The sequence below is a fragment of the Streptomyces sp. NBC_00252 genome, assembly GCF_036187565.1.
Taxonomy (GTDB): domain Bacteria; phylum Actinomycetota; class Actinomycetes; order Streptomycetales; family Streptomycetaceae; genus Streptomyces.
The window spans coordinates 8,967,759-8,984,285 of record NZ_CP108087.1 but is presented as its reverse complement, the minus strand read 5'-3'; the positions used below and the strand labels follow the sequence as shown (position 1 = coordinate 8,984,285).

Annotated in this window: 17 protein-coding genes; 12 read left to right on the top strand and 5 right to left on the bottom strand. The window is 72.7% G+C overall.

Translation table 11 applies throughout. The annotated features are described in order from the left end of the window. Window positions 1–152 precede the first annotated feature (152 nt). From OHT77_RS39950 to OHT77_RS39940, 3 genes are all read left to right on the top strand, one after another. Entirely contained in the window at window positions 153–1,175 is a 1,023-nt protein-coding gene (locus tag OHT77_RS39950; protein ID WP_328833241.1) for a fibronectin type III domain-containing protein, read from the top strand. A 21-nt stretch (window positions 1,176–1,196) separates the two neighbouring features. After that, window positions 1,197–2,138 (top strand): LysR family transcriptional regulator, encoded by a 942-nt coding sequence (locus OHT77_RS39945; protein WP_328833240.1) that lies wholly within the window; start codon window positions 1,197–1,199, stop codon window positions 2,136–2,138. Window positions 2,139–2,999: 861 nt separating this feature from the next. After that, window positions 3,000–3,548 (top strand): hypothetical protein, encoded by a 549-nt coding sequence (locus OHT77_RS39940; protein WP_328833239.1) that lies wholly within the window; start codon window positions 3,000–3,002, stop codon window positions 3,546–3,548. A gap of 58 nt (window positions 3,549–3,606) precedes the next feature. Here the strand turns inward: OHT77_RS39940 and OHT77_RS39935 are convergent, their stop codons facing one another. Together OHT77_RS39935 and OHT77_RS39930 are read right to left on the bottom strand one after the other, a co-directional pair. After that, a complete protein-coding gene (locus tag OHT77_RS39935; RefSeq protein ID WP_328833238.1) occupies window positions 3,607–4,143 on the bottom strand; it encodes a PadR family transcriptional regulator in 537 nt (178 codons plus the stop codon). Between the two features lie 22 nt (window positions 4,144–4,165). Continuing rightward, entirely contained in the window at window positions 4,166–6,181 is a 2,016-nt protein-coding gene (locus OHT77_RS39930; protein WP_328833236.1) for an NADPH-dependent 2,4-dienoyl-CoA reductase, read from the bottom strand. A 196-nt stretch (window positions 6,182–6,377) separates the two neighbouring features. Between OHT77_RS39930 and OHT77_RS39925 the strand changes: the two genes are divergently transcribed. Beyond that, a complete protein-coding gene (locus tag OHT77_RS39925) occupies window positions 6,378–7,118 on the top strand; it encodes a hypothetical protein (protein WP_328833235.1) in 741 nt (246 codons plus the stop codon). A 37-nt stretch (window positions 7,119–7,155) separates the two neighbouring features. Here OHT77_RS39925 and OHT77_RS39920 read toward each other — a convergent pair whose 3' ends face one another. Beyond that, window positions 7,156–7,941: a putative protein N(5)-glutamine methyltransferase gene (locus tag OHT77_RS39920; protein ID WP_328833233.1), complete on the bottom strand. Its 786-nt coding sequence runs from the start codon at window positions 7,939–7,941 to the stop codon at window positions 7,156–7,158. Window positions 7,942–8,229: 288 nt separating this feature from the next. Between OHT77_RS39920 and OHT77_RS39915 the strand changes: the two genes are divergently transcribed. Then, window positions 8,230–8,631 (top strand): MarR family winged helix-turn-helix transcriptional regulator, encoded by a 402-nt coding sequence (locus OHT77_RS39915; RefSeq protein WP_328834463.1) that lies wholly within the window; start codon window positions 8,230–8,232, stop codon window positions 8,629–8,631. Between the two features lie 34 nt (window positions 8,632–8,665). On the opposite strand, the gene OHT77_RS39910 is transcribed toward OHT77_RS39915, so the two are convergent. After that, entirely contained in the window at window positions 8,666–9,388 is a 723-nt protein-coding gene (locus OHT77_RS39910) for a GNAT family N-acetyltransferase (RefSeq protein WP_328833232.1), read from the bottom strand. Next, window positions 9,385–10,311, bottom strand: a complete 927-nt coding sequence (locus tag OHT77_RS39905) for an NADP-dependent oxidoreductase (RefSeq protein ID WP_328833231.1) — start codon at window positions 10,309–10,311, stop codon at window positions 9,385–9,387. Before OHT77_RS39905 ends, OHT77_RS39910 begins: the two co-directional genes overlap by 4 nt. 283 nt (window positions 10,312–10,594) lie before the next feature. Here OHT77_RS39905 and OHT77_RS39900 point away from each other — a divergent pair, with 283 nt between their 5' ends. The 7 genes from OHT77_RS39900 to OHT77_RS39870 all read left to right on the top strand — a co-directional run bounded on the left by OHT77_RS39900 (window position 10,595) and on the right by OHT77_RS39870 (window position 16,489). Beyond that, window positions 10,595–11,200 (top strand): sulfite oxidase-like oxidoreductase, encoded by a 606-nt coding sequence (locus OHT77_RS39900; protein WP_328833230.1) that lies wholly within the window; start codon window positions 10,595–10,597, stop codon window positions 11,198–11,200. Beyond that, window positions 11,193–11,948 (top strand): ferredoxin reductase, encoded by a 756-nt coding sequence (locus tag OHT77_RS39895; RefSeq protein WP_328833229.1) that lies wholly within the window; start codon window positions 11,193–11,195, stop codon window positions 11,946–11,948. Before OHT77_RS39900 ends, OHT77_RS39895 begins: the two co-directional genes overlap by 8 nt. A gap of 184 nt (window positions 11,949–12,132) precedes the next feature. Further along, the gene (locus OHT77_RS39890; protein WP_328833228.1) at window positions 12,133–12,717 is read left to right on the top strand and encodes an Rv1733c family protein; all 585 of its coding nucleotides are present in this window, start codon (window positions 12,133–12,135) and stop codon (window positions 12,715–12,717) included. A gap of 225 nt (window positions 12,718–12,942) precedes the next feature. Further along, entirely contained in the window at window positions 12,943–13,911 is a 969-nt protein-coding gene (locus OHT77_RS39885; RefSeq protein WP_328833227.1) for an acetylxylan esterase, read from the top strand. A gap of 10 nt (window positions 13,912–13,921) precedes the next feature. Further along, window positions 13,922–14,326 carry a nuclear transport factor 2 family protein gene (locus OHT77_RS39880; protein WP_328833226.1) on the top strand — a complete coding sequence of 135 codons (405 nt, stop codon included), beginning with the start codon at window positions 13,922–13,924 and terminating at the stop codon, window positions 14,324–14,326. A gap of 98 nt (window positions 14,327–14,424) precedes the next feature. Continuing rightward, on the top strand, window positions 14,425–15,591 hold the full coding sequence (locus OHT77_RS39875; RefSeq protein WP_328833225.1) for a serine hydrolase domain-containing protein: 1,167 nt from the start codon (window positions 14,425–14,427) through the stop codon (window positions 15,589–15,591). A gap of 154 nt (window positions 15,592–15,745) precedes the next feature. Then, on the top strand, window positions 15,746–16,489 hold the full coding sequence (locus OHT77_RS39870; protein WP_328833224.1) for a GntR family transcriptional regulator: 744 nt from the start codon (window positions 15,746–15,748) through the stop codon (window positions 16,487–16,489). Window positions 16,490–16,527 lie beyond the last annotated feature (38 nt).

Sequence of the window (16,527 nt, the reverse complement as noted above, 5' to 3'; positions counted from 1 at the left end):
GGGGGCGAGTTCAGCCGTGCGGACTTCAGCATACGTAATGCCCCTGAGTGGTCCACGGCGACGCCCCCTTGATGTGGTCGCACCCCTCGCGTCATATTGGTCCGGACCTTTGCAGTCGGGTGGTGCCCACGCAATGCCGAGGAGGCAGAATCGTGCGACGCGTCCGTACCACCGCCCCCGTCCCCGCCCTCCCCCGCACCGCACAGCTCTGTGCCGTACTCGTGCTGCTCGCCGCGCTCGCCTCCTGCGGCTGGGGCGGCCCGGGCGGCGACGATGACGGGCACGCCCCCGGTGCCCCGGCCGGCGTCACGGCCGCGGCGGGGAGCGCGACCACCGTGCACGTCATGTGGGACGCGGTGACGGCGGACCCGGCCGTCGGCACCTACGAGATATATCGGGGCACCACAAAGGTGAAGGAAGTACCGGGTTCCGAGCACATGGTGGATGTCATCAGGCTCAGGCCGTCCACCATGTACGCCTTCACCGTGCGCGCCCGGGACACCGACGGCCGCCTGGGTCCGCGCAGCCGGGAGGTCCGGGCACGGACCCCGGTCGCCGTCGCGGCCGACCACTCGGCACCCACCGCTCCGGGCGCCGCCCAGGGCCGCGCCATCGGCAGCCGGGCGGCCCAACTCTCCTGGAACGCCTCGAAGGACGACCGGGGTGTGGTGTCGTACGACATCTATCAGGGCGGGGCGAAGATCCACAGTGTGGGCGGAGCGCAGACCGCGACCGTCGTGACGGGGCTACGGCCGAGCACGCGGTACGCGTTCACCGTGCGGGCGCGGGATGCCGCCGACAACCTCTCCGCAGCCAGCACGGTCGTCCCGCTCACCACCGCGTCCGGCAGCGACGACGGGAGCGGCACCGCGCCCACCGACTTCCGCGCGACGACGCACAAGGGCGACGACGGGGCGTACTACATCGACCTGTCCTGGGTGCCGCCGCGCACGGACGGAGTGGTCACGGAGTACCAGATCCGCCTCGACGGCCAGCCGGCCACGTCGCTGGTCTGGGGCGGGACCGCGCCGCGCGGCCGGGCGACGTACAGCTTCTACGCTGGTGGGGACGCCGGGGTCAGCCATCGGGTACGGCTGCGGGCGCGGTTGCCGGACGGTACATGGGGCGGGTTCTCGGTGGAGCGGACGGTGACGACGGGCGACGCCAAGCCATAGATGTTCCTTAGGATCCCTTACATGACCCATGGGGATGCCAATACCTCAACCACCTCGCCGGGGCCGCTCGATCTCTCCCTCCTCCGGACGTTCCTCGCCGTGCACCGGGCGGGTTCGTTCACCGCGGCGGGGCGGCTGCTCGGGCTGTCGCAGCCGACGGTGACGACCCAAATCCGTTCACTGGAAGGGCAGTTGGGGCGGGAGCTGTTCGAGCGGCGGTCGCGCGGGGTCGTGCCGACGGCGGTGGCGGACCAGTTGGCCGCACAGGTCGCGGCACCGCTGGACGCGCTCGCCGTCGTGGCGGACCGGGGCGCTCCCGGCACGGACCAGTCCCCCGAACCCGTGCACATCGCCGGCCCGGCCGAGCTGCTGTGCACCCGCGTGCTGCCCGCCCTGGCTCCGCTGACTGCTGATGGCGTACGGCTGCGGGTGACCCCGGGGCTGACGGACGACCTCCTCGGCGGTCTCCGGGGTGGTCGTTTCGACCTGGTGATCGCCACCGCCCGGCCGCGCGGGCGGACGCTGACGTGGGAGCCGTTGGCGGACGAGGAGTTCGTGCTGGTCGCTTCCCCCGCGTGGGCGGAGCGCGTCGGGGCGGGGCGGGTCGCGGCCGAGGGTCCCGCCGCGCTGCACGGGGTGCCGCTCGTGTCGTACGCGGAGGATCTCCCGATCGCCCGCCGGTACTGGCGACACGTCTTCGGCACCCGCCTCGGCGCCCAGGCCGCGATCACGGTGCCCGATCTGCGCGGGGTGCTGGCGGCGGTCGTGGCCGGCGCCGGGATCACCGTCCTCCCCCGCTACCTCTGCCTGAACGAACTGGCATCCGGCACGCTGGTCCCCCTGCTGACCCCCGAGGACCCTCCGATCAACACCTCCTACCTCACCCACCGCCCCGGCTCCCCGGACAACCCCCACGTCACCCTCGTCCGAGAACGACTGCTTCGGGCGGCGCCTGGGTGGTGAGTACGGGCAGCCCTGCCGGGGCATCGGTCTGGCACCGGCCGCTCGAAGAGACGCGAGTCGGCGGCGGGGCGGCCCAGGACTGAGCCCGCGCACGGATGCGAGTCGGCGAGCGCCCGCGCCCTTGGCAGCGGCCTTCCCATGCCGGCCACCCGGCATGGCACCCGCCCGGTAAACGCCCGCGCCCCCAGCAGCGCTATCCCCTCGAACGGGACACTCGGCGCGACACCCCGCCCGGCGCGCACCCGCGACCCCGACAGCGCTGCCCCAGAGCGGGACACGGCACTCGCCCGGTAAAAGCCCGTGCCCCTCAACAGCGGCTGCTCCCAAGAACCGGACACCCAGCGCGACACCCGCCCGGCGCGCACCCGCGACCCCGACAACTCAGTCCTGGAGCCGGCTACGCGGCAGAGCGCTCGCCCGGTGAACGCCCATGTCACACACTGCGCCACCCCCGGTCCAGGCACCTAGCGCCACACCCCCGCCCAGCGCTCCCCCGTAGCCGGACACCGGGCACGCCGCCTGCCCACTAACGCCCACAGCGCCATCCCCCGAACCAGCCCGCCACCACGGCACCCGCTCTATGAGCACCCGCGCGCCCTCGACCTCGACCCCGACCCCAACCCCGACAGCAGCATCCCCAGAACCCGCGCACCCCCCACCCACCGACCACCCACACCCCACCACCCCACCCCCAGCACCCCCACCCCTAACCCGGACGAAGGAATCCGTCACCTACCCGGTCGCCGTCCGCTCGCGGTAACCCCGCGGGACGCGTTGGCTTCCTTGGAGGCAGCACGGCCGTTTCCCGATCCCGGCGGCGCAAGGGATGTTCCGCCAACCGTGCCGCCGGAGGGCAGTCCCATGCGCACTTTTCAGCTACTACTCCGCTCCGGCCTGACCGTGACAGCCGCCGCTCTTCCCCTCGCTCTGACCGCCACCACCGCGGGCGCGGCGTCGGGGATCTCCGTGAGCACGACCGGGACCACGGTCTCGGTCACCACCAGCGCGTGCTCCCAGAACCGCACCACCGGCATCTGGGGCACCGGCTCACTCCTCACCAGCAGCCAGGGCAGCTTCGCCGAGGGCCGCAAGGCCACCCTGGCGGGGACGACCGTCAGCCAGTCCACCGCCTGGACGAACGTCACTCCGGGCACCTACACCGTCATCGTCATGTGCCAGAACGCCAGCACGCCCGCGGGCACCCAGACCGTGATCGTGAGCAGGTCCACCACCCCCACGGCCAGGGCCACCGCCACGGCATCCCCCTCACGCGGTGTCATGGGCGGCCTCGGCGGTTCCACCAAGGACTACGGCCCGCTCACGCTGGGAGTGGGCGGTGGCCTGGTCGGCGCCGGCGTCATCGCGACGGCGTGGTTCCTGCGCAGACGCGCGAAGCCGTACCGCCTCTGATCTCCCCCGGACCCACCACGAGGGGCCGCCCGCACCCGGACGGCCCCTCCCCCATGCCCTACGACAGCTCCCCGAACTCCTCGATCGCATGCGTGAGCCACCGCGTCCAGAACGTCTCCAGGTCGATCCCGGCGCGCAGCACCAGGTGCTGGAGCCGGTCCTGGGTACTGTCCCGGCCCGGCGGGAAGTCGCGCTTCTCGATCTCCTCGTACTCCGCCAACTGCCCCTGGTGCAAGGCGAGATGGCGGCGCAGGTCCTCCTCGATACCGTCCGTGCCGACCACCGCAGCCGCGCGCAGCCGCAGCAGCATCGTGTCGCGCAGCGGCTTGGGGTCCTGGGACGACGCGGTCCAGCGGGCCAGTTCGGCGCGGCCCGCCGGGAGGACCTCGTAGCGCTTCTTCTGGCCGCGGGCCGGCTGCTCGGACGCGAGCGCCCTGATCTGGCCGTCCGCCTCCAGTTTTCCCAGCTCGCGATAGATCTGCTGGTGCGTCGCCGACCAGAAGTAACCGATCGACCGGTCGAAGCGCCGGGTCAGCTCAAGGCCCGAGGACGGCTTCTCCAGGAGGGCGGTGAGGATCGCGTGCGGGAGTGACATGGGGTCATCCTAGGGACGGCCCTCAGAGGCCGGCCGCGACCTCGGTGCCCTGCTTGATGGCACGCTTGGCGTCCAGTTCGGCGGCCACGTCGGCGCCGCCGATGAGGTGCGCGGAGCGGCCGGCGGCGGTCAACTCGTCGTAGAGGTCGCGGCGCGGGTCCTGGCCGGTGCACAGGACGACGGTGTCGACCTCCAGGACGGTGCTCGTGCCGTCGACGGTGACGTGCAGTCCGGCGTCGTCGATCCGGTCGTACTGGACGCCCGGGACCATGGTGACGCCCCGGTGCTTGAGTTCGGTGCGGTGGATCCAGCCCGTGGTCTTGCCGAGGCCCGCGCCGACCTTGGTCGCCTTGCGCTGGAGGAGGTGGACGCTGCGCGGCGGGGCGGGCCGCTGTGGTGCGGTGAGGCCGCCGGGGGCCGCGTAGTCCATGTCGACGCCCCAGGCGCGGAAGTACGTCGCCGGGTCCTCGCTCGCCTTGTCGCCGCCGTCGGTGAGGAATTCGGCGACGTCGAAGCCGATGCCGCCCGCGCCGAGGATCGCGACGCGGTCGCCGACGGGGACGCGGTCGCGCAGCACGTCGAGGTAGCCGACGACGCTGGGGTGGTCGACGCCGGGGATGTCGGGGGTGCGGGGGCTGACGCCGGTGGCGACGACGACCTCGTCGTAGGCGCCCAAGTCCCCTGCCGTGACAGGTGTGTTGAGGCGTACGTCGACCTCGTGCTCGGCGAGCCGGGTGCGGAAGTAGCGCAGCGTCTCGTCGAACTCCTGCTTGCCCGGGACCTGTCGGGCCACGTTGAGCTGTCCGCCGATCTCGCTCGCGGCGTCGAAGAGGGTGACGTCGTGGCCGCGTTCGGCGGCCGAGACCGCACACGCCAGACCGGCCGGCCCCGCGCCCACGACGGCGACGCGTTTGCGCAACCGCGTTGGGGCGAGGACGAGTTCGGTCTCGTGGCAGGCGCGCGGGTTGACCAGGCAGGAGGTGATCTTCCCGCTGAAGGTGTGGTCGAGGCAGGCCTGGTTGCAGCCGATGCAGGTGTTGATCGCGTCGGACCGGTCGGCCGCGGCCTTGGCGACGAAGTCCGGGTCGGCGAGCATCGGGCGGGCCATGGACACCATGTCGGCGCAGCCGTCGGCGAGCAACTGCTCTGCCAGCTCAGGGGTGTTGATGCGGTTGGTGGTGACGAGAGGGATCGAGACAGCGCCCATCAGCTTCTTCGTCACCCACGTGTACGCCCCGCGTGGCACCGAGGTCGCGATGGTCGGGATGCGGGCCTCGTGCCAGCCGATGCCGGTGTTGATGATGGTCGCCCCGGCAGCCTCGACCGCCTTGGCCAGCATGACGACTTCGTCGAGCGTGGAGCCGCCCGGCACGAGGTCGAGCATCGACAGCCGGTAGACGATGATGAAGTCCTCGCCGACCGCTTCGCGCACCCGGCGCACGATCTCGACGGGGAAGCGCGTCCGGTTCTCGTACGAGCCGCCCCAGCGGTCGTCGCGGTGGTTGGTCTGCAGGGCGATGAACTCGTTGATGAGGTAGCCCTCGGAGCCCATGATCTCGACGCCGTCGTAACCGGCCTGCCGGGCGAGGCGGGCCGCGCGGACGTAGTCCTCGACGGTCTGCTCGACCTCGTCATCGGTGAGCGCGCGGGGCGGGAAGGGGCTGATCGGCGCCTGGACGGCGCTCGGCGCGACGAGGTCCTGGTGGTAGGCGTACCGCCCGAAGTGCAGGATCTGCATCGCGATCCGGCCGCCCTCGCGGTGCACGGCGGCGGTGATCTCCGCGTGCTGCGTGGCCTCGGCGTCGGTGGTCAGCTTGGCGCCGCCCTCGTACGGGCGGCCGGCGTCGTTGGGCGCGATGCCGCCGGTGACGATCAGGCCGACGCCGCCGCGCGCGCGTGCCGCGTAGAACTCCGCCATGCGCTCGAAACCGCGCTCGGCCTCTTCCAGGCCCACGTGCATGGAGCCCATGAGGACGCGGTTGGGCAGCGTGGTGAAGCCCAGGTCAAGGGGGTTCAGCAGGTGCGGGTAACGGCTCATCGGGCCCTCCGTGCGCGGTGTCGTGCCTCTGTTGTAGAGGACGGGAGGGCGTTTGTGCAACTAGTTGCATAAAGCTCGATGAGCCCGCGGGCCCCGGATTCACAGGGATCTATTACCGGTTCTTTATCGGCCGCCCCGGAGAATCACAGGCAGGCGTGCCGGTGGGATGCCGCGCGCGGGGCCTAGGGAGCGAGCCGTGACGCACGATCCTGAGCACGAAGCCGGCGACAGCGCGGCGGTACCTCCGATGCCGGACCACGCTCCCGAGTGGGAGGTCCTCACGGGCCCCGGGGGCGCGGAGCGCGAGCGCGTCGGCATCGACCGGCTGTGGCGACAGCGGTCGCGGCGGGCCCGCGCGGTGATCGCCGTGGCCACGGTGGCCGTGCTGGCACTCGGCGGGACCGTCGCCTACGCGGCGACCTCGGGAGGCTCGGGCGGCGACGCCGTACCGGCCGCGGCGGCCTCCCCCTCGGGCACGCCGTCGCCCGGCGGTCCCGGCTTCCGGCGCGGTGGCGGCTTCGGCCTGGGGGGCGCGGCCGTGCACGGCGAGGCGACGGTCAAGGACAACGCCACCGGCAAGTGGGTCGTACGGATCTGGCAGCGCGGCATGGTCACGAAGGTCGACGGCGACCAGGTCACCGTCAAGAGCGACGACGGCACCTCCTGGACCTGGACCGTGCCCTCCGGAATATCAGCCAAGGGCTCCGCCGCCCTCAAGAAGGGCACCACAGCCTCCCTGACCGGCACCCGCTCCGACTCCGGCACCCGCACCGCCGACCGCGCCTTCACCGGCACCTTCGCCCACAGGGGCCCGGGCCTCGGCCGAGGCGCCGGCCCGGACGACCGGGGCCCCGGCCCCTGGGGACGCGGCAACCACGGTCACGGCCCGAGCACCTCACCCAGCCCGAGCCCGTCCGGCAGCGACGCCACGACCTGACGGGACTCACCGGCCAAGCCCCCCGACACCGCCACCGCTACACCCCCACCCCTCTCACGCCGATCACCACATTCGCGTACAGCTCCTCCGACACAGCGACCCGCGTCTCCAACCCCGCCCCCCTGAACGCCCCCACGGCCGACGGCAGTTGACGCTCGCTCGTCTCCACGAGCAGGCAGCCACCCGGGGCCAGCCAGGCGGGCGCCCCCGTGGCGACCTCCCGGAGTATGTCGAGGCCGTCGCTGCCCCCGTCGAGGGCGACCAGGGGCTCGTGCTCGCGGGCCTCGGCGGGGAGGAGACCGACCTCGTCGGTGGGGACGTACGGGACGTTGGCCGCGAGGATGTCGACGCGGCCGCGCAGCGCGGTGGGCAGCGCGGCGAACAGGTCGCCGGTGTGGACGTGGCCGCCGTAGGGCGCGAGGTTGCGGCGGGCGCAGCGGGTGGCGGCGGGGTCGACGTCGGCGGCGTGCAGTTCGATCGGGCCGAGGGCCGCGGCGAGGGCCGCACCGACCGCGCCGGAGCCGCAGCACAGGTCCACGACGACGGACGCGTCCGGGGCCTGGGCGAGGGCCTGCTCGACGAGGTACTCGGTGCGGCGGCGGGGCACGAACACGCCGGGTTCCACATGGATGCGCAGTCCGGCGAACTCGGCCCAGCCGACGACGTGTTCGAGGGGCAGGCCGGTGACGCGGCGGTCGACCATGGCGGCGAGTTCGTCGGGGGTGCGGGCGGCGGAGAGGATCAGTCGCGCCTCGTCCTCGGCGAAGACGCAGCCCGCGGCACGGAGCGCGGCGACGACGGAGGCGGGGGAAAGAGTGGGCATGAGAGCCGAGGGCCTTTCGGGAGGTAGCCGAAGGGCGCTCTCGCGGTCACCTACTGAAGGTGATCCGAGCCGTCCTGAGGTGAGAGCACCCGGCATGACACAGCGTTGATGGGTCTCACCTCCCGGGAGTTCGGGGCCGCGACCGTCCGCGACCGGGGAGCAACACTACCCCACCCCCGGGGCCCGCGAGAGGCCGCCTTCCCTGCCGAGTTGTACTCTGCAACAACCAGTCGAACGAGGGAGATCCGGGTGCGGGCGGACCAGGCCGTGGAGACCATCCAGCGCGAGATGACGGCCTTCGCGCGGCGCGCCCGGGCCTCGGCGGGCCGTCTGCACCCGGAGCTGTCGCTGGTGTCGTACACCCTGCTCAGTCACCTGGAGGAGCAGAGCGGCTGCCGGGCCACCGACCTCGCCGCGCACTACGCCCTCGACAAGTCCACGGTCAGCCGCCAGGTCGCCGCGCTGGAACGCGCCGACCTGATCGAGCGCCGCCTCGACCCCGAGGACCACCGCGTCCAGGTCCTGCACCTGACCGACGCCGGCCGCCGGATCCTCGCCCAGGTCACCGAGAACCGCCAGGCCGCCTTCCGCGAACGCCTGGCGGACTGGCCGGAGGAGGACCTGACCCGGTTCGCCGGCTACCTGGAGCGCTACAACTCCTGGCCGGGCGACCCCGCGGACGGCGACTGACGACGGCCGGTCCCCCACGGTCGTACGGCCGCTTCTACGACACCCCCACGGGCCGCGTCTCGGTGAGGTGTTCCGGTGCCCGCGCGGCGAGGAACGCGGTGGTCCTGCGCAGCCGGAAGCCGAGCGACTCGTAGAGGCGGATGGCGTTGGTGTTGCCCGCGCCGGTGTGCAGGAACGGGGTCTCGCCGCGTTCGCGGATGCCGTGGGCGACGGCGAGGATCAGGCGGCTGGCGAGGCCTTCGCCGCGGGCGGCGGGGTCGGTGCAGACGGCGCTGATCTCGGTCCAGCCGGGCGGGTGGAGCCGTTCACCGGCCATGGCGACGAGGGCGCCTTCGCGGCGGATGCCGAGGTAGGTGCCGAGTTCGACGGTGCGGGGCAGGAAGGGGCCCGGCTTGGTGCGTTCCACGAGGTCGAGCATCTCGGGCACGTCGGCCGGGCCGAGGACGACCGCCTCCGGGTCCGGTGCGGCGGCGAGCCCGTCGTCGACCATCTGCACGCCGTCGATGTCGAAGGTGACCTCCCAGCCGTCCGGGACCCGCCCCCGGAACCCGAGGAGCGGGATCTCGGTGCCGGGTCCGGAGAGCGCGGCCACGTCCGCCCAGTCATCGGCGTCGGGCTCGTCGGGGAGCGCGAGCCAGGGGGTCACGTCGACCGGGTAGCGCAGGATGCGGCCCCGCTGCTCGGCGAAGTGGGCGTGCGGGCCGGTGAGGGCGGCGCGGGCGGGGTTGTCGAGTACGTGGCGTTCGGCGGTGCTCATGCGGCGACCTCGATCACGATCTTGCCGCGGGCGTGGCCTTCCTCGACGGTGCGCAGGGCCTCGCCTGCCCGGTCGAGCGGGAAGGTCCGCGTCACGTGCGGGTCCAGTTGCCCGTCGACGACCAGCTGTGCGACGGCGTCGAGGACGGCTGCGGTGCGGGCGCGTTCGACCCGGGCGCCGCCGAGCTTCTCGACCTCGGGGGCCGGTGCCCCGGCGGTGATCAGCTTGGTGCGGTCGGTGAGGAGGGTGGCGGCCTCGGCGAGCACGTCGCCGCCGACGAGGTCGTAGACGGCGTCGACGCCGTCCGGGGCGGCTGCCCGCACCCGTGTGGCCAGGTCGGGTCCGGAGGGGACGTGGACCGCGCCGAGCGACTCCACGAAGTCCTTCTTGCCCTCGCTCGCCACACCTACGGCACGCAGGCCCAGCGCGCGGGCGATCTGCAGGGCCGCGGAGCCGACGCCGCCGCCCGCGCCGGTGATCAGGACGGTCGCGCCGGAGGGCAGGTCGAGCTGACGGACGCCGTCGTAGGCGGTCGCCGCGGCGACGGGCAGGGTGGCCGCGTCCGTGAACGACAGCGCGGCGGGCTTGTGCGTGGTGACCGGCGCGGCCAGCAGCGCGAACTCGGCGTACGCTCCGGCCACCGCGCTGCCGAACACCTCGTCGCCGACGGCGAATCCGTCCACTCCGGCGCCGGTCTCCTCGACGACACCCGCGACCTCGTTGCCGAAGACCGCGGGGAACGCGTGCGAGCCGGTCTCGCCGGGCCGCCGGTATCCGGTGCGCTGCTTCCAGTCGACGGGGTTCACCCCGGCCGCGCGCACCGCGACGAGGATCTCACCGGGGCCGGGGCTCGGCCGGTCCACCTCGACGAGCGCCTCGGTCTCGGGTCCCCCGTAGCGCGTGAAAACGTACGCCTTCGGCATCTGCTCCCTCACTCTCCTTACGCAGTCACCGGCTCACCGGCGGTCATCGCACCTTCACGACCGGCGCCGCGGCCACCAGCTGTCCGTGCTCAAGCCGCACTGAAGACCAAGGGCGATCACCGGGCGGCTATTCCCCGGCGCGCGGAGAGTTCATACGGCCGCAATGATCGGCGTTCACCCTCGGACCTGGGCATACCTCGTGGACGCGTACCGTTGAACGGGAAACCATTGATCGCGCTCGCCCGGCGGACCCGCGCCGCGGCGGCCTGGAGGCTCCAGCCGTATGCACGTCACCCGAGGCTTCACCGGACGCCCGCGCGTCCCGGACGCCGGCCTGCCGCCCGGTCAGTACGACGCGGGCGACGACTGGCCCGTCCTGTCCGCCGAGGTCACCCCCGAACTGGCGCCCGCGGACTGGACGTTCCGCGTGGACGGCCTGGTCGAGAAGCCGCGCACGTGGAACTGGACGGAGGCGCACGATCTGCCGTCGTCGGCCTACGAGGGTGACATCCACTGTGTGACGAGCTGGTCGAAGTTCGGCGTGCGGTTCGGGGGCGTCTCCCTCGACGCGTTCCTCGATGTGGTGCGGCCCCATGGGTCCGCCACCCATGTGCTCGCGTACTCGCACACCGGGTACACCACGAACCTCCCCCTCTCCGACGTGACCGGCGGACGCGCCTGGATCGCGTGGGAGTACGACGGCAGGCCGCTGCCCGCCGAGCACGGCGGCCCCGCCCGGCTGCTGGTGCCGCACCTGTACTTCTGGAAGAGCGCCAAGTGGATCGCGGGCCTGCGCCTCCTCGACCACGAGGAGCCCGGCTTCTGGGAGCAGAACGGCTATCACGCCCGGGGCAACCCCTGGGAGGAACAGCGGTACTCCGGTGACTGAGACCGCCGCGCCCGAGACCCGGTTCGCGGTGCCGGGCCGTATCGCCGTGAGCGAGCGCGCCGCCGCCGTGTGGCAGACCGCCACGCTCACCCAGATCCGCAGGGAGACCCCGCACGCCTCGACGTTCCGCTTCGCGGTGCCCGGCTGGGGCGGCCATCTGGCCGGCCAGCACCTGATGCTGCGGCTGCGCGCCGAGGACGGGTATGTGGCGCAGCGCCACTACTCGATCGCCTCGCACCCGGACGACGCCGGGCATGTGGAGCTGACCCTGGACCACGTCGAGGGCGGCGAGGTGTCCGGCTGGTTCCACACGGTCGCCCGGCTCGGTGACGAGGTCGAGGTGCGCGGCCCCCTGAGCGGCTTCTTCGCCTGGCCCGGCGACCGGCCCGCGCTGCTCCTCGGCGCCGGTTCCGGCGTCGTACCGCTGATGTCGATGCTCCGCCAGCACCGGGCCCGCGGCCTGTCCGTGCCGCTGCGGCTGGTGGTGTCGGCGCGCAGCCCCGAGGAACTGATCTACGCGAGGGAGTACGGCCCGGAGACCACGGCCGTCTTCACCCGCAGCGCACCCGAGGGTGTGCCGGTAGGACGTATGGCCGCCGCACATGTGGCCCCGCTCCTGGCCGAGCAGCCGGATGGTGGGTGGGAGGCCTATGTGTGCGGCTCCAACGGCTTCGCCGAGCACGCGTCACGCCTGCTGGTGAACGCGGGACAGCCGGTGGACCGGATCCGTATCGAGCGGTTCGGCTGAGGGCCCGCTCGCCGAGGCCGGATCACCGAGGTCCGCTTGCGCCTCCGGGTGAGCAGGGTGCCTCATAGGGGGTACGACATCTGTGTGGACGCTCGCATGCGTGCGCGGCGTCGAGGAGGCGGTCGCCCGGCCCTGACAGGGGCGGGTCCGGCTCCTCGGCACCGGTGACGGCGAGGAGGTCGACATGCGGACCCGGGTGCGGAGTCGACGCCGGCGGCAGAATCCGTTGCGGCGCCGTTCGGATGTCGTGGAGACGTGGACGGCACTGGCCGTCGCCGTCCTGCTGTTCTTCGGCGCGCCCCTGGTCGGCGCCGCCGCCGGTCTGTGGGCCCACGACCAGGCCCGGACCATCGCCACCACCGAGCGGGCCGACCGGCACCGCGTCCACGCGACGGTCATCGGCTCCCCGCCCGCCGACCTCCCCTCGGTCGAGGACAGCCGCCCCCACGGCTTCCTGGTCGCGGTGCGCTGGACGGAGACGGGAAAGGCACCCCGTACCGCCACGGTCGCGGTCCCGACGGGCACGGCGCACGGTGACGTGGTCGACGTGTGGCTCGACGCCAAAGGGCACAACGTCGCCCCTCCCCCGGGTGAAGTCGCCGTCTGGCAGCACACGTTGACCATCGGCGTGTGGGCGGCGGGCGGCATGGTCGCCCTCGTCCTGCTCACCTCCACGGTGATCCGACGCGTCTCCCTCCGCCACCGGCTGGCCGAGTGGGAACGGGACTGGGCCCTGACCGAACCGCAGTGGACCCGCCGCCGCGCGTGACCCGCACCCACGGCGGTGACCCGACCACCTGCGCCGGCGCCGTGACCTCCCGGCACCTCCCGTTCACCGTCCGCGACGAGCGGTTCGCCGCCTTTGACCAGCGCATCCACACCGAGCGACAGACCGAGACGGCAGACCCGAGGCGTCGCACGAGCCTGGCGAGTCCTCCGATGTCACACGTACGGTGTGATCATCCGCACTCACTCTTCCCAAAGGCGGTCATCGATGGCCCTGTTCGACCTTCCGCTCGACGAACTCCGCGCGTACCGCAGCGATTCCGCAGAGCCCGAGGACTTCGACGCCTTCTGGTCGAAGACCCTCCAGGAGACCCGCGAGCACGACCTGGACGCCCGCTTCGAACCGGTCGACACGGGACTGTCCACGGTGAAGGTGTACGACGTGACGTTCGCCGGGTTCGGCGGTCACCCGGTGAAGGGCTGGCTGCGGCTGCCGGCGGACGCGGCCCGACCCCTGCCGCTGATCGTGGAGTTCATCGGGTACGGCGGCGGCCGGGGCCTCCCGCACGAGAACCTGCTGTGGGCGTCGTCGGGCCGGGCGCACTTCATGATGGACACGCGCGGTCAGGGCAGCGCGTGGGGCGGTGGTGGTGGCACCCCGGACCCGGTGGGCGGCGCGCCCGCGTTCCCCGGCTTCATGACCCGGGGCATCGACGCCCCCGAGAACTACTACTACCGCCGCGTGTTCACGGACGGCGTGCGGGCCGTCGACGCGGCCCGTTCGCACCCGCTGGTCGATCCCACGCGCACGGTGGCGGTCGGCACCAGCCAGGGCGGCGGCATCACCATCGCCGTGGGCGGACTGGTCGGCGACCTCGCCGGGATCGCGCCGGACGTGCCGTTCCTGTGCGACTACCCGCGCGCCGCACGTCTCACGGACCGCCATCCGTACCGCGAGATCGGCAACTACCTGAAGACCCACCGCGGCCGCACCGAGGACGTCCTGCGCACGCTCTCGTACTTCGACGGCGTCCACTTCGCGTCCCGGGGCCGTGCCCCCGCGCTCTTCTCGGCGGCCCTGGAGGACCAGACCTGCCCGCCCTCGACGGTGTTCGCCGCGTTCAACGCATGGGCGCACGAGGACAAGAAGATCGAGGTCTACGACTTCAACGACCATGAGGGCGGCGGCCCTTACCAGGAGGCGGCCAAGCTGGAGTGGCTGCGGTCGTACGTGTGAGGGGTGCCGTATGGACACGAGTGAGGCCGCCGAGCGGTTCGTGAGGGTCTGGGCGCGCGCCTGGGCGGAGCACGACGTGGACGCGCTGCTGGAGCTGTACGCCGAGGACTGTGTCCACCGCTCGATGCCGTTCCGTGAACCGCACCGGGGGCGGGCCGAGTTGGGCGAGTATCTCCGGTGGTCGTTTGCCTCGGAGCAGGTGGGGGATGTGCGGTTCTCGGCGCCCGTCGTCGGTCAACACGGCCTCGCCGTGGCCGAGTTCAGGGTGCTGTCCGAGGAGGACGGTGAGCCGTCGACGCTCGCCGGGTGTGTCTTCGTGCGCTTCGACGGCGTCGGGCTCGCGGTGGAGACCCGCGACTACTGGCACACGGAACCGGGGCACCGGAAGCCGGCCGGCACCCTGTTCCTGAACTGAGCCCACGACATCTTCCGGTCAGTCCGACCAGTCGGTATGTTCAGTGCGTCCGGGCCGCAGCGTCGCGGCCCGGACGTCCGGCACACCACGGAGGCCCCATGTCCGAGCACCAGCCAGCCGTCGAAGGCCACTGCGACCCCCGCTTCACGGCGGTGCGGACGGCGCTCGAGGAGAACTTCCGGGACCGGGGCGAACTGGGCGCCGCGGTCACCGTCACCGTCGGCGGTGAGACGGTGGCCGACCTGTGGGGCGGCTGGGCCGACGCCGCCGGGACCCGCCCCTGGGAGCGGGACACGCTGGTCAACGTGTGGTCGACGACGAAGGGTCCGGTGGCCCTGTGCGCCCACCTCCTCGCCGACCGGGGCCTGCTCGACCTCGACGCCCCGGTGGCCGCGTACTGGCCGGAGTTCGCCGCCGCGGGCAAGGAGAACGTCCTCGTACGCCACCTCCTCTCGCACCGCGCCGGCCTCGCCGGTCTGCGCGAGCCGCACTCCCTCGAGCAGCTCTACGACTGGGAGTTGACCACCGAACGCCTCGCGGCGACGGAGCCGTGGTGGGAGCCGGGCACGCGGTCCGGATATCACGCGCTGACCTACGGCTTCCTCGTCGGTGAAGTCGTGCGCCGCGTCTCGGGGTTGCTCCCGAGCGCCTTCCTGGAGCGCGAGGTCACCGGCCCGCTCGGGATCGACTTCACCATCGGGCTGCCGGAGAAGGAGGCCGGGCGTGCGGCCGAGCTGGTGCATCCGCCCGCCGCGTCGGCGAGTGAACAGGCCGCGGTCTTCAGCCAGTTGGCGCCCGCCGCGATCGCCGCGCTGACCAACCCGGTCGCGGGCGCGGCCGAGGCCAACACCCCGGAGTGGCGCGCCGCCGAGATCCCGGCCGCGAACGGCTACGGCACGGCACGCGCGGTCGCCGCGCTCTATGGCATCTTCGCCGGGCGTGGCTCCTACGACGGCCACCGCGTCCTCTCCCCCGAGGCGGCCGAGCGGGTGCGCGAGGGCCAGGGCAGCTGCCGCGACCTGGTGCTCGGCGCCGGTTTCGCGCACGAGACGGAGGTCGGGCTCGGCCTGTGGCTCAGCGGCCCGAACGGATCGTACGGCCCCAACCCGAAGGCTTTCGGACACGACGGGTTCGGCGGCTCCTTCGGTCTCGCCGACCCCGAGGCGGGGGTGGCGATCGGCTATGTGATGAACCGGATGGGGCCTCATATCGCCGACGACCCGCGGAAGATGACCCTCATCGACGCGGTGTACGGCGCGCTGTGAGCGGTGATCGGCGCGGGTCGGTTTCGGCCTAACTGCCCTGCCGCTCTTCCCTGGTGGTTTAGACCAATGCTAGATCTGGTCGCGCAACGAGCCCGCACGGCTACGAATCGTCACCAGTTCTGCTCTCAGTCTTGTCACCAACAGGAGGCGCGGCATGGCCCGCACCACCCCCCACGACCACCCGATCGCCGACGACCAGCCCCTCTACGGGAAGGTCGCCGCGCAACTGCTCGGCGAGCTCCACGACGGCACCATCCCGCCGGGTGAACGCCTGCCCGGCGAACGGCACTTGGCCGAACACTTCCAGGTCAGCCGGGAGACCATACGGCAGGCATTGGAGGTGCTGCGCAGGGAAGGGCTGGTCTCCACCGACCGGCGCGGCAGCCACGCCACCTTGACCGGACACCCCGTCGAGAACCCGTCCTCCCTCACCTTCCCGGTCGGCGCCCGCAGCCCGGAACCGTCCGGCTTCGACCGGGCCACCGTCACCTGGGAGACGCCCCCGCCCGACCACGCCGAGGCCCTGGGCATCGCCCCGCACCGGCCGACGCTGGTGCACCACTACACGTCGGCGGCGGCCGACGGCAGCGGGCTGCGGACGGCCGTCACGTCCTTCTCCGCGGTGGCGCTGGCCGAGGTGGAGGAACTGGGCCGCTACCGCGACCGCGCCGACGGCTCCGCCGCCGCCCAGCTCCGGCGCGCCTACGACTGGATGCGCCGGGCGGGCCTGACCCTGCACCACCGCGACGCCATCACCCAGACCGCGCACGCCTCCTCGGTCCGGGTGACCCGGCGCGTGCACGACCAGTACGCGCGCCCGCTGGAGATCACCGACCTGGTGGTGGAGGCCCAACAGGACGCCCTGATCTACGAGTTCACGCTCCCGGCAGCGGGCTGAGGCCGAGGAGTCGGCGCGCGGCGGGTCTCACCTCGTCG

Bases quoted from the DNA above. Each gene is read 5' to 3' on its own strand.
- OHT77_RS39905 (WP_328833231.1), bottom strand. From the start codon at position 10,311: ATGCCGAAGGCGTACGTTTTCACGCGCTACGGGGGACCCGAGACCGAG.
- OHT77_RS39875 (WP_328833225.1), top strand. From the start codon at position 14,425: ATGTCCGAGCACCAGCCAGCCGTCGAAGGCCACTGCGACCCCCGCTTC.
- OHT77_RS39945 (WP_328833240.1), top strand. From the start codon at position 1,197: ATGACCCATGGGGATGCCAATACCTCAACCACCTCGCCGGGGCCGCTC.
- OHT77_RS39920 (WP_328833233.1), bottom strand. From the start codon at position 7,941: ATGCCCACTCTTTCCCCCGCCTCCGTCGTCGCCGCGCTCCGTGCCGCG.
- OHT77_RS39910 (WP_328833232.1), bottom strand. From the start codon at position 9,388: ATGAGCACCGCCGAACGCCACGTACTCGACAACCCCGCCCGCGCCGCC.
- OHT77_RS39870 (WP_328833224.1), top strand. From the start codon at position 15,746: ATGGCCCGCACCACCCCCCACGACCACCCGATCGCCGACGACCAGCCC.
- OHT77_RS39935 (WP_328833238.1), bottom strand. From the start codon at position 4,143: ATGTCACTCCCGCACGCGATCCTCACCGCCCTCCTGGAGAAGCCGTCC.
- OHT77_RS39915 (WP_328834463.1), top strand. From the start codon at position 8,230: ATGACGGCCTTCGCGCGGCGCGCCCGGGCCTCGGCGGGCCGTCTGCAC.
- OHT77_RS39940 (WP_328833239.1), top strand. From the start codon at position 3,000: ATGCGCACTTTTCAGCTACTACTCCGCTCCGGCCTGACCGTGACAGCC.
- OHT77_RS39880 (WP_328833226.1), top strand. From the start codon at position 13,922: ATGGACACGAGTGAGGCCGCCGAGCGGTTCGTGAGGGTCTGGGCGCGC.
- OHT77_RS39885 (WP_328833227.1), top strand. From the start codon at position 12,943: ATGGCCCTGTTCGACCTTCCGCTCGACGAACTCCGCGCGTACCGCAGC.
- OHT77_RS39900 (WP_328833230.1), top strand. From the start codon at position 10,595: ATGCACGTCACCCGAGGCTTCACCGGACGCCCGCGCGTCCCGGACGCC.
- OHT77_RS39890 (WP_328833228.1), top strand. From the start codon at position 12,133: ATGCGGACCCGGGTGCGGAGTCGACGCCGGCGGCAGAATCCGTTGCGG.
- OHT77_RS39930 (WP_328833236.1), bottom strand. From the start codon at position 6,181: ATGAGCCGTTACCCGCACCTGCTGAACCCCCTTGACCTGGGCTTCACC.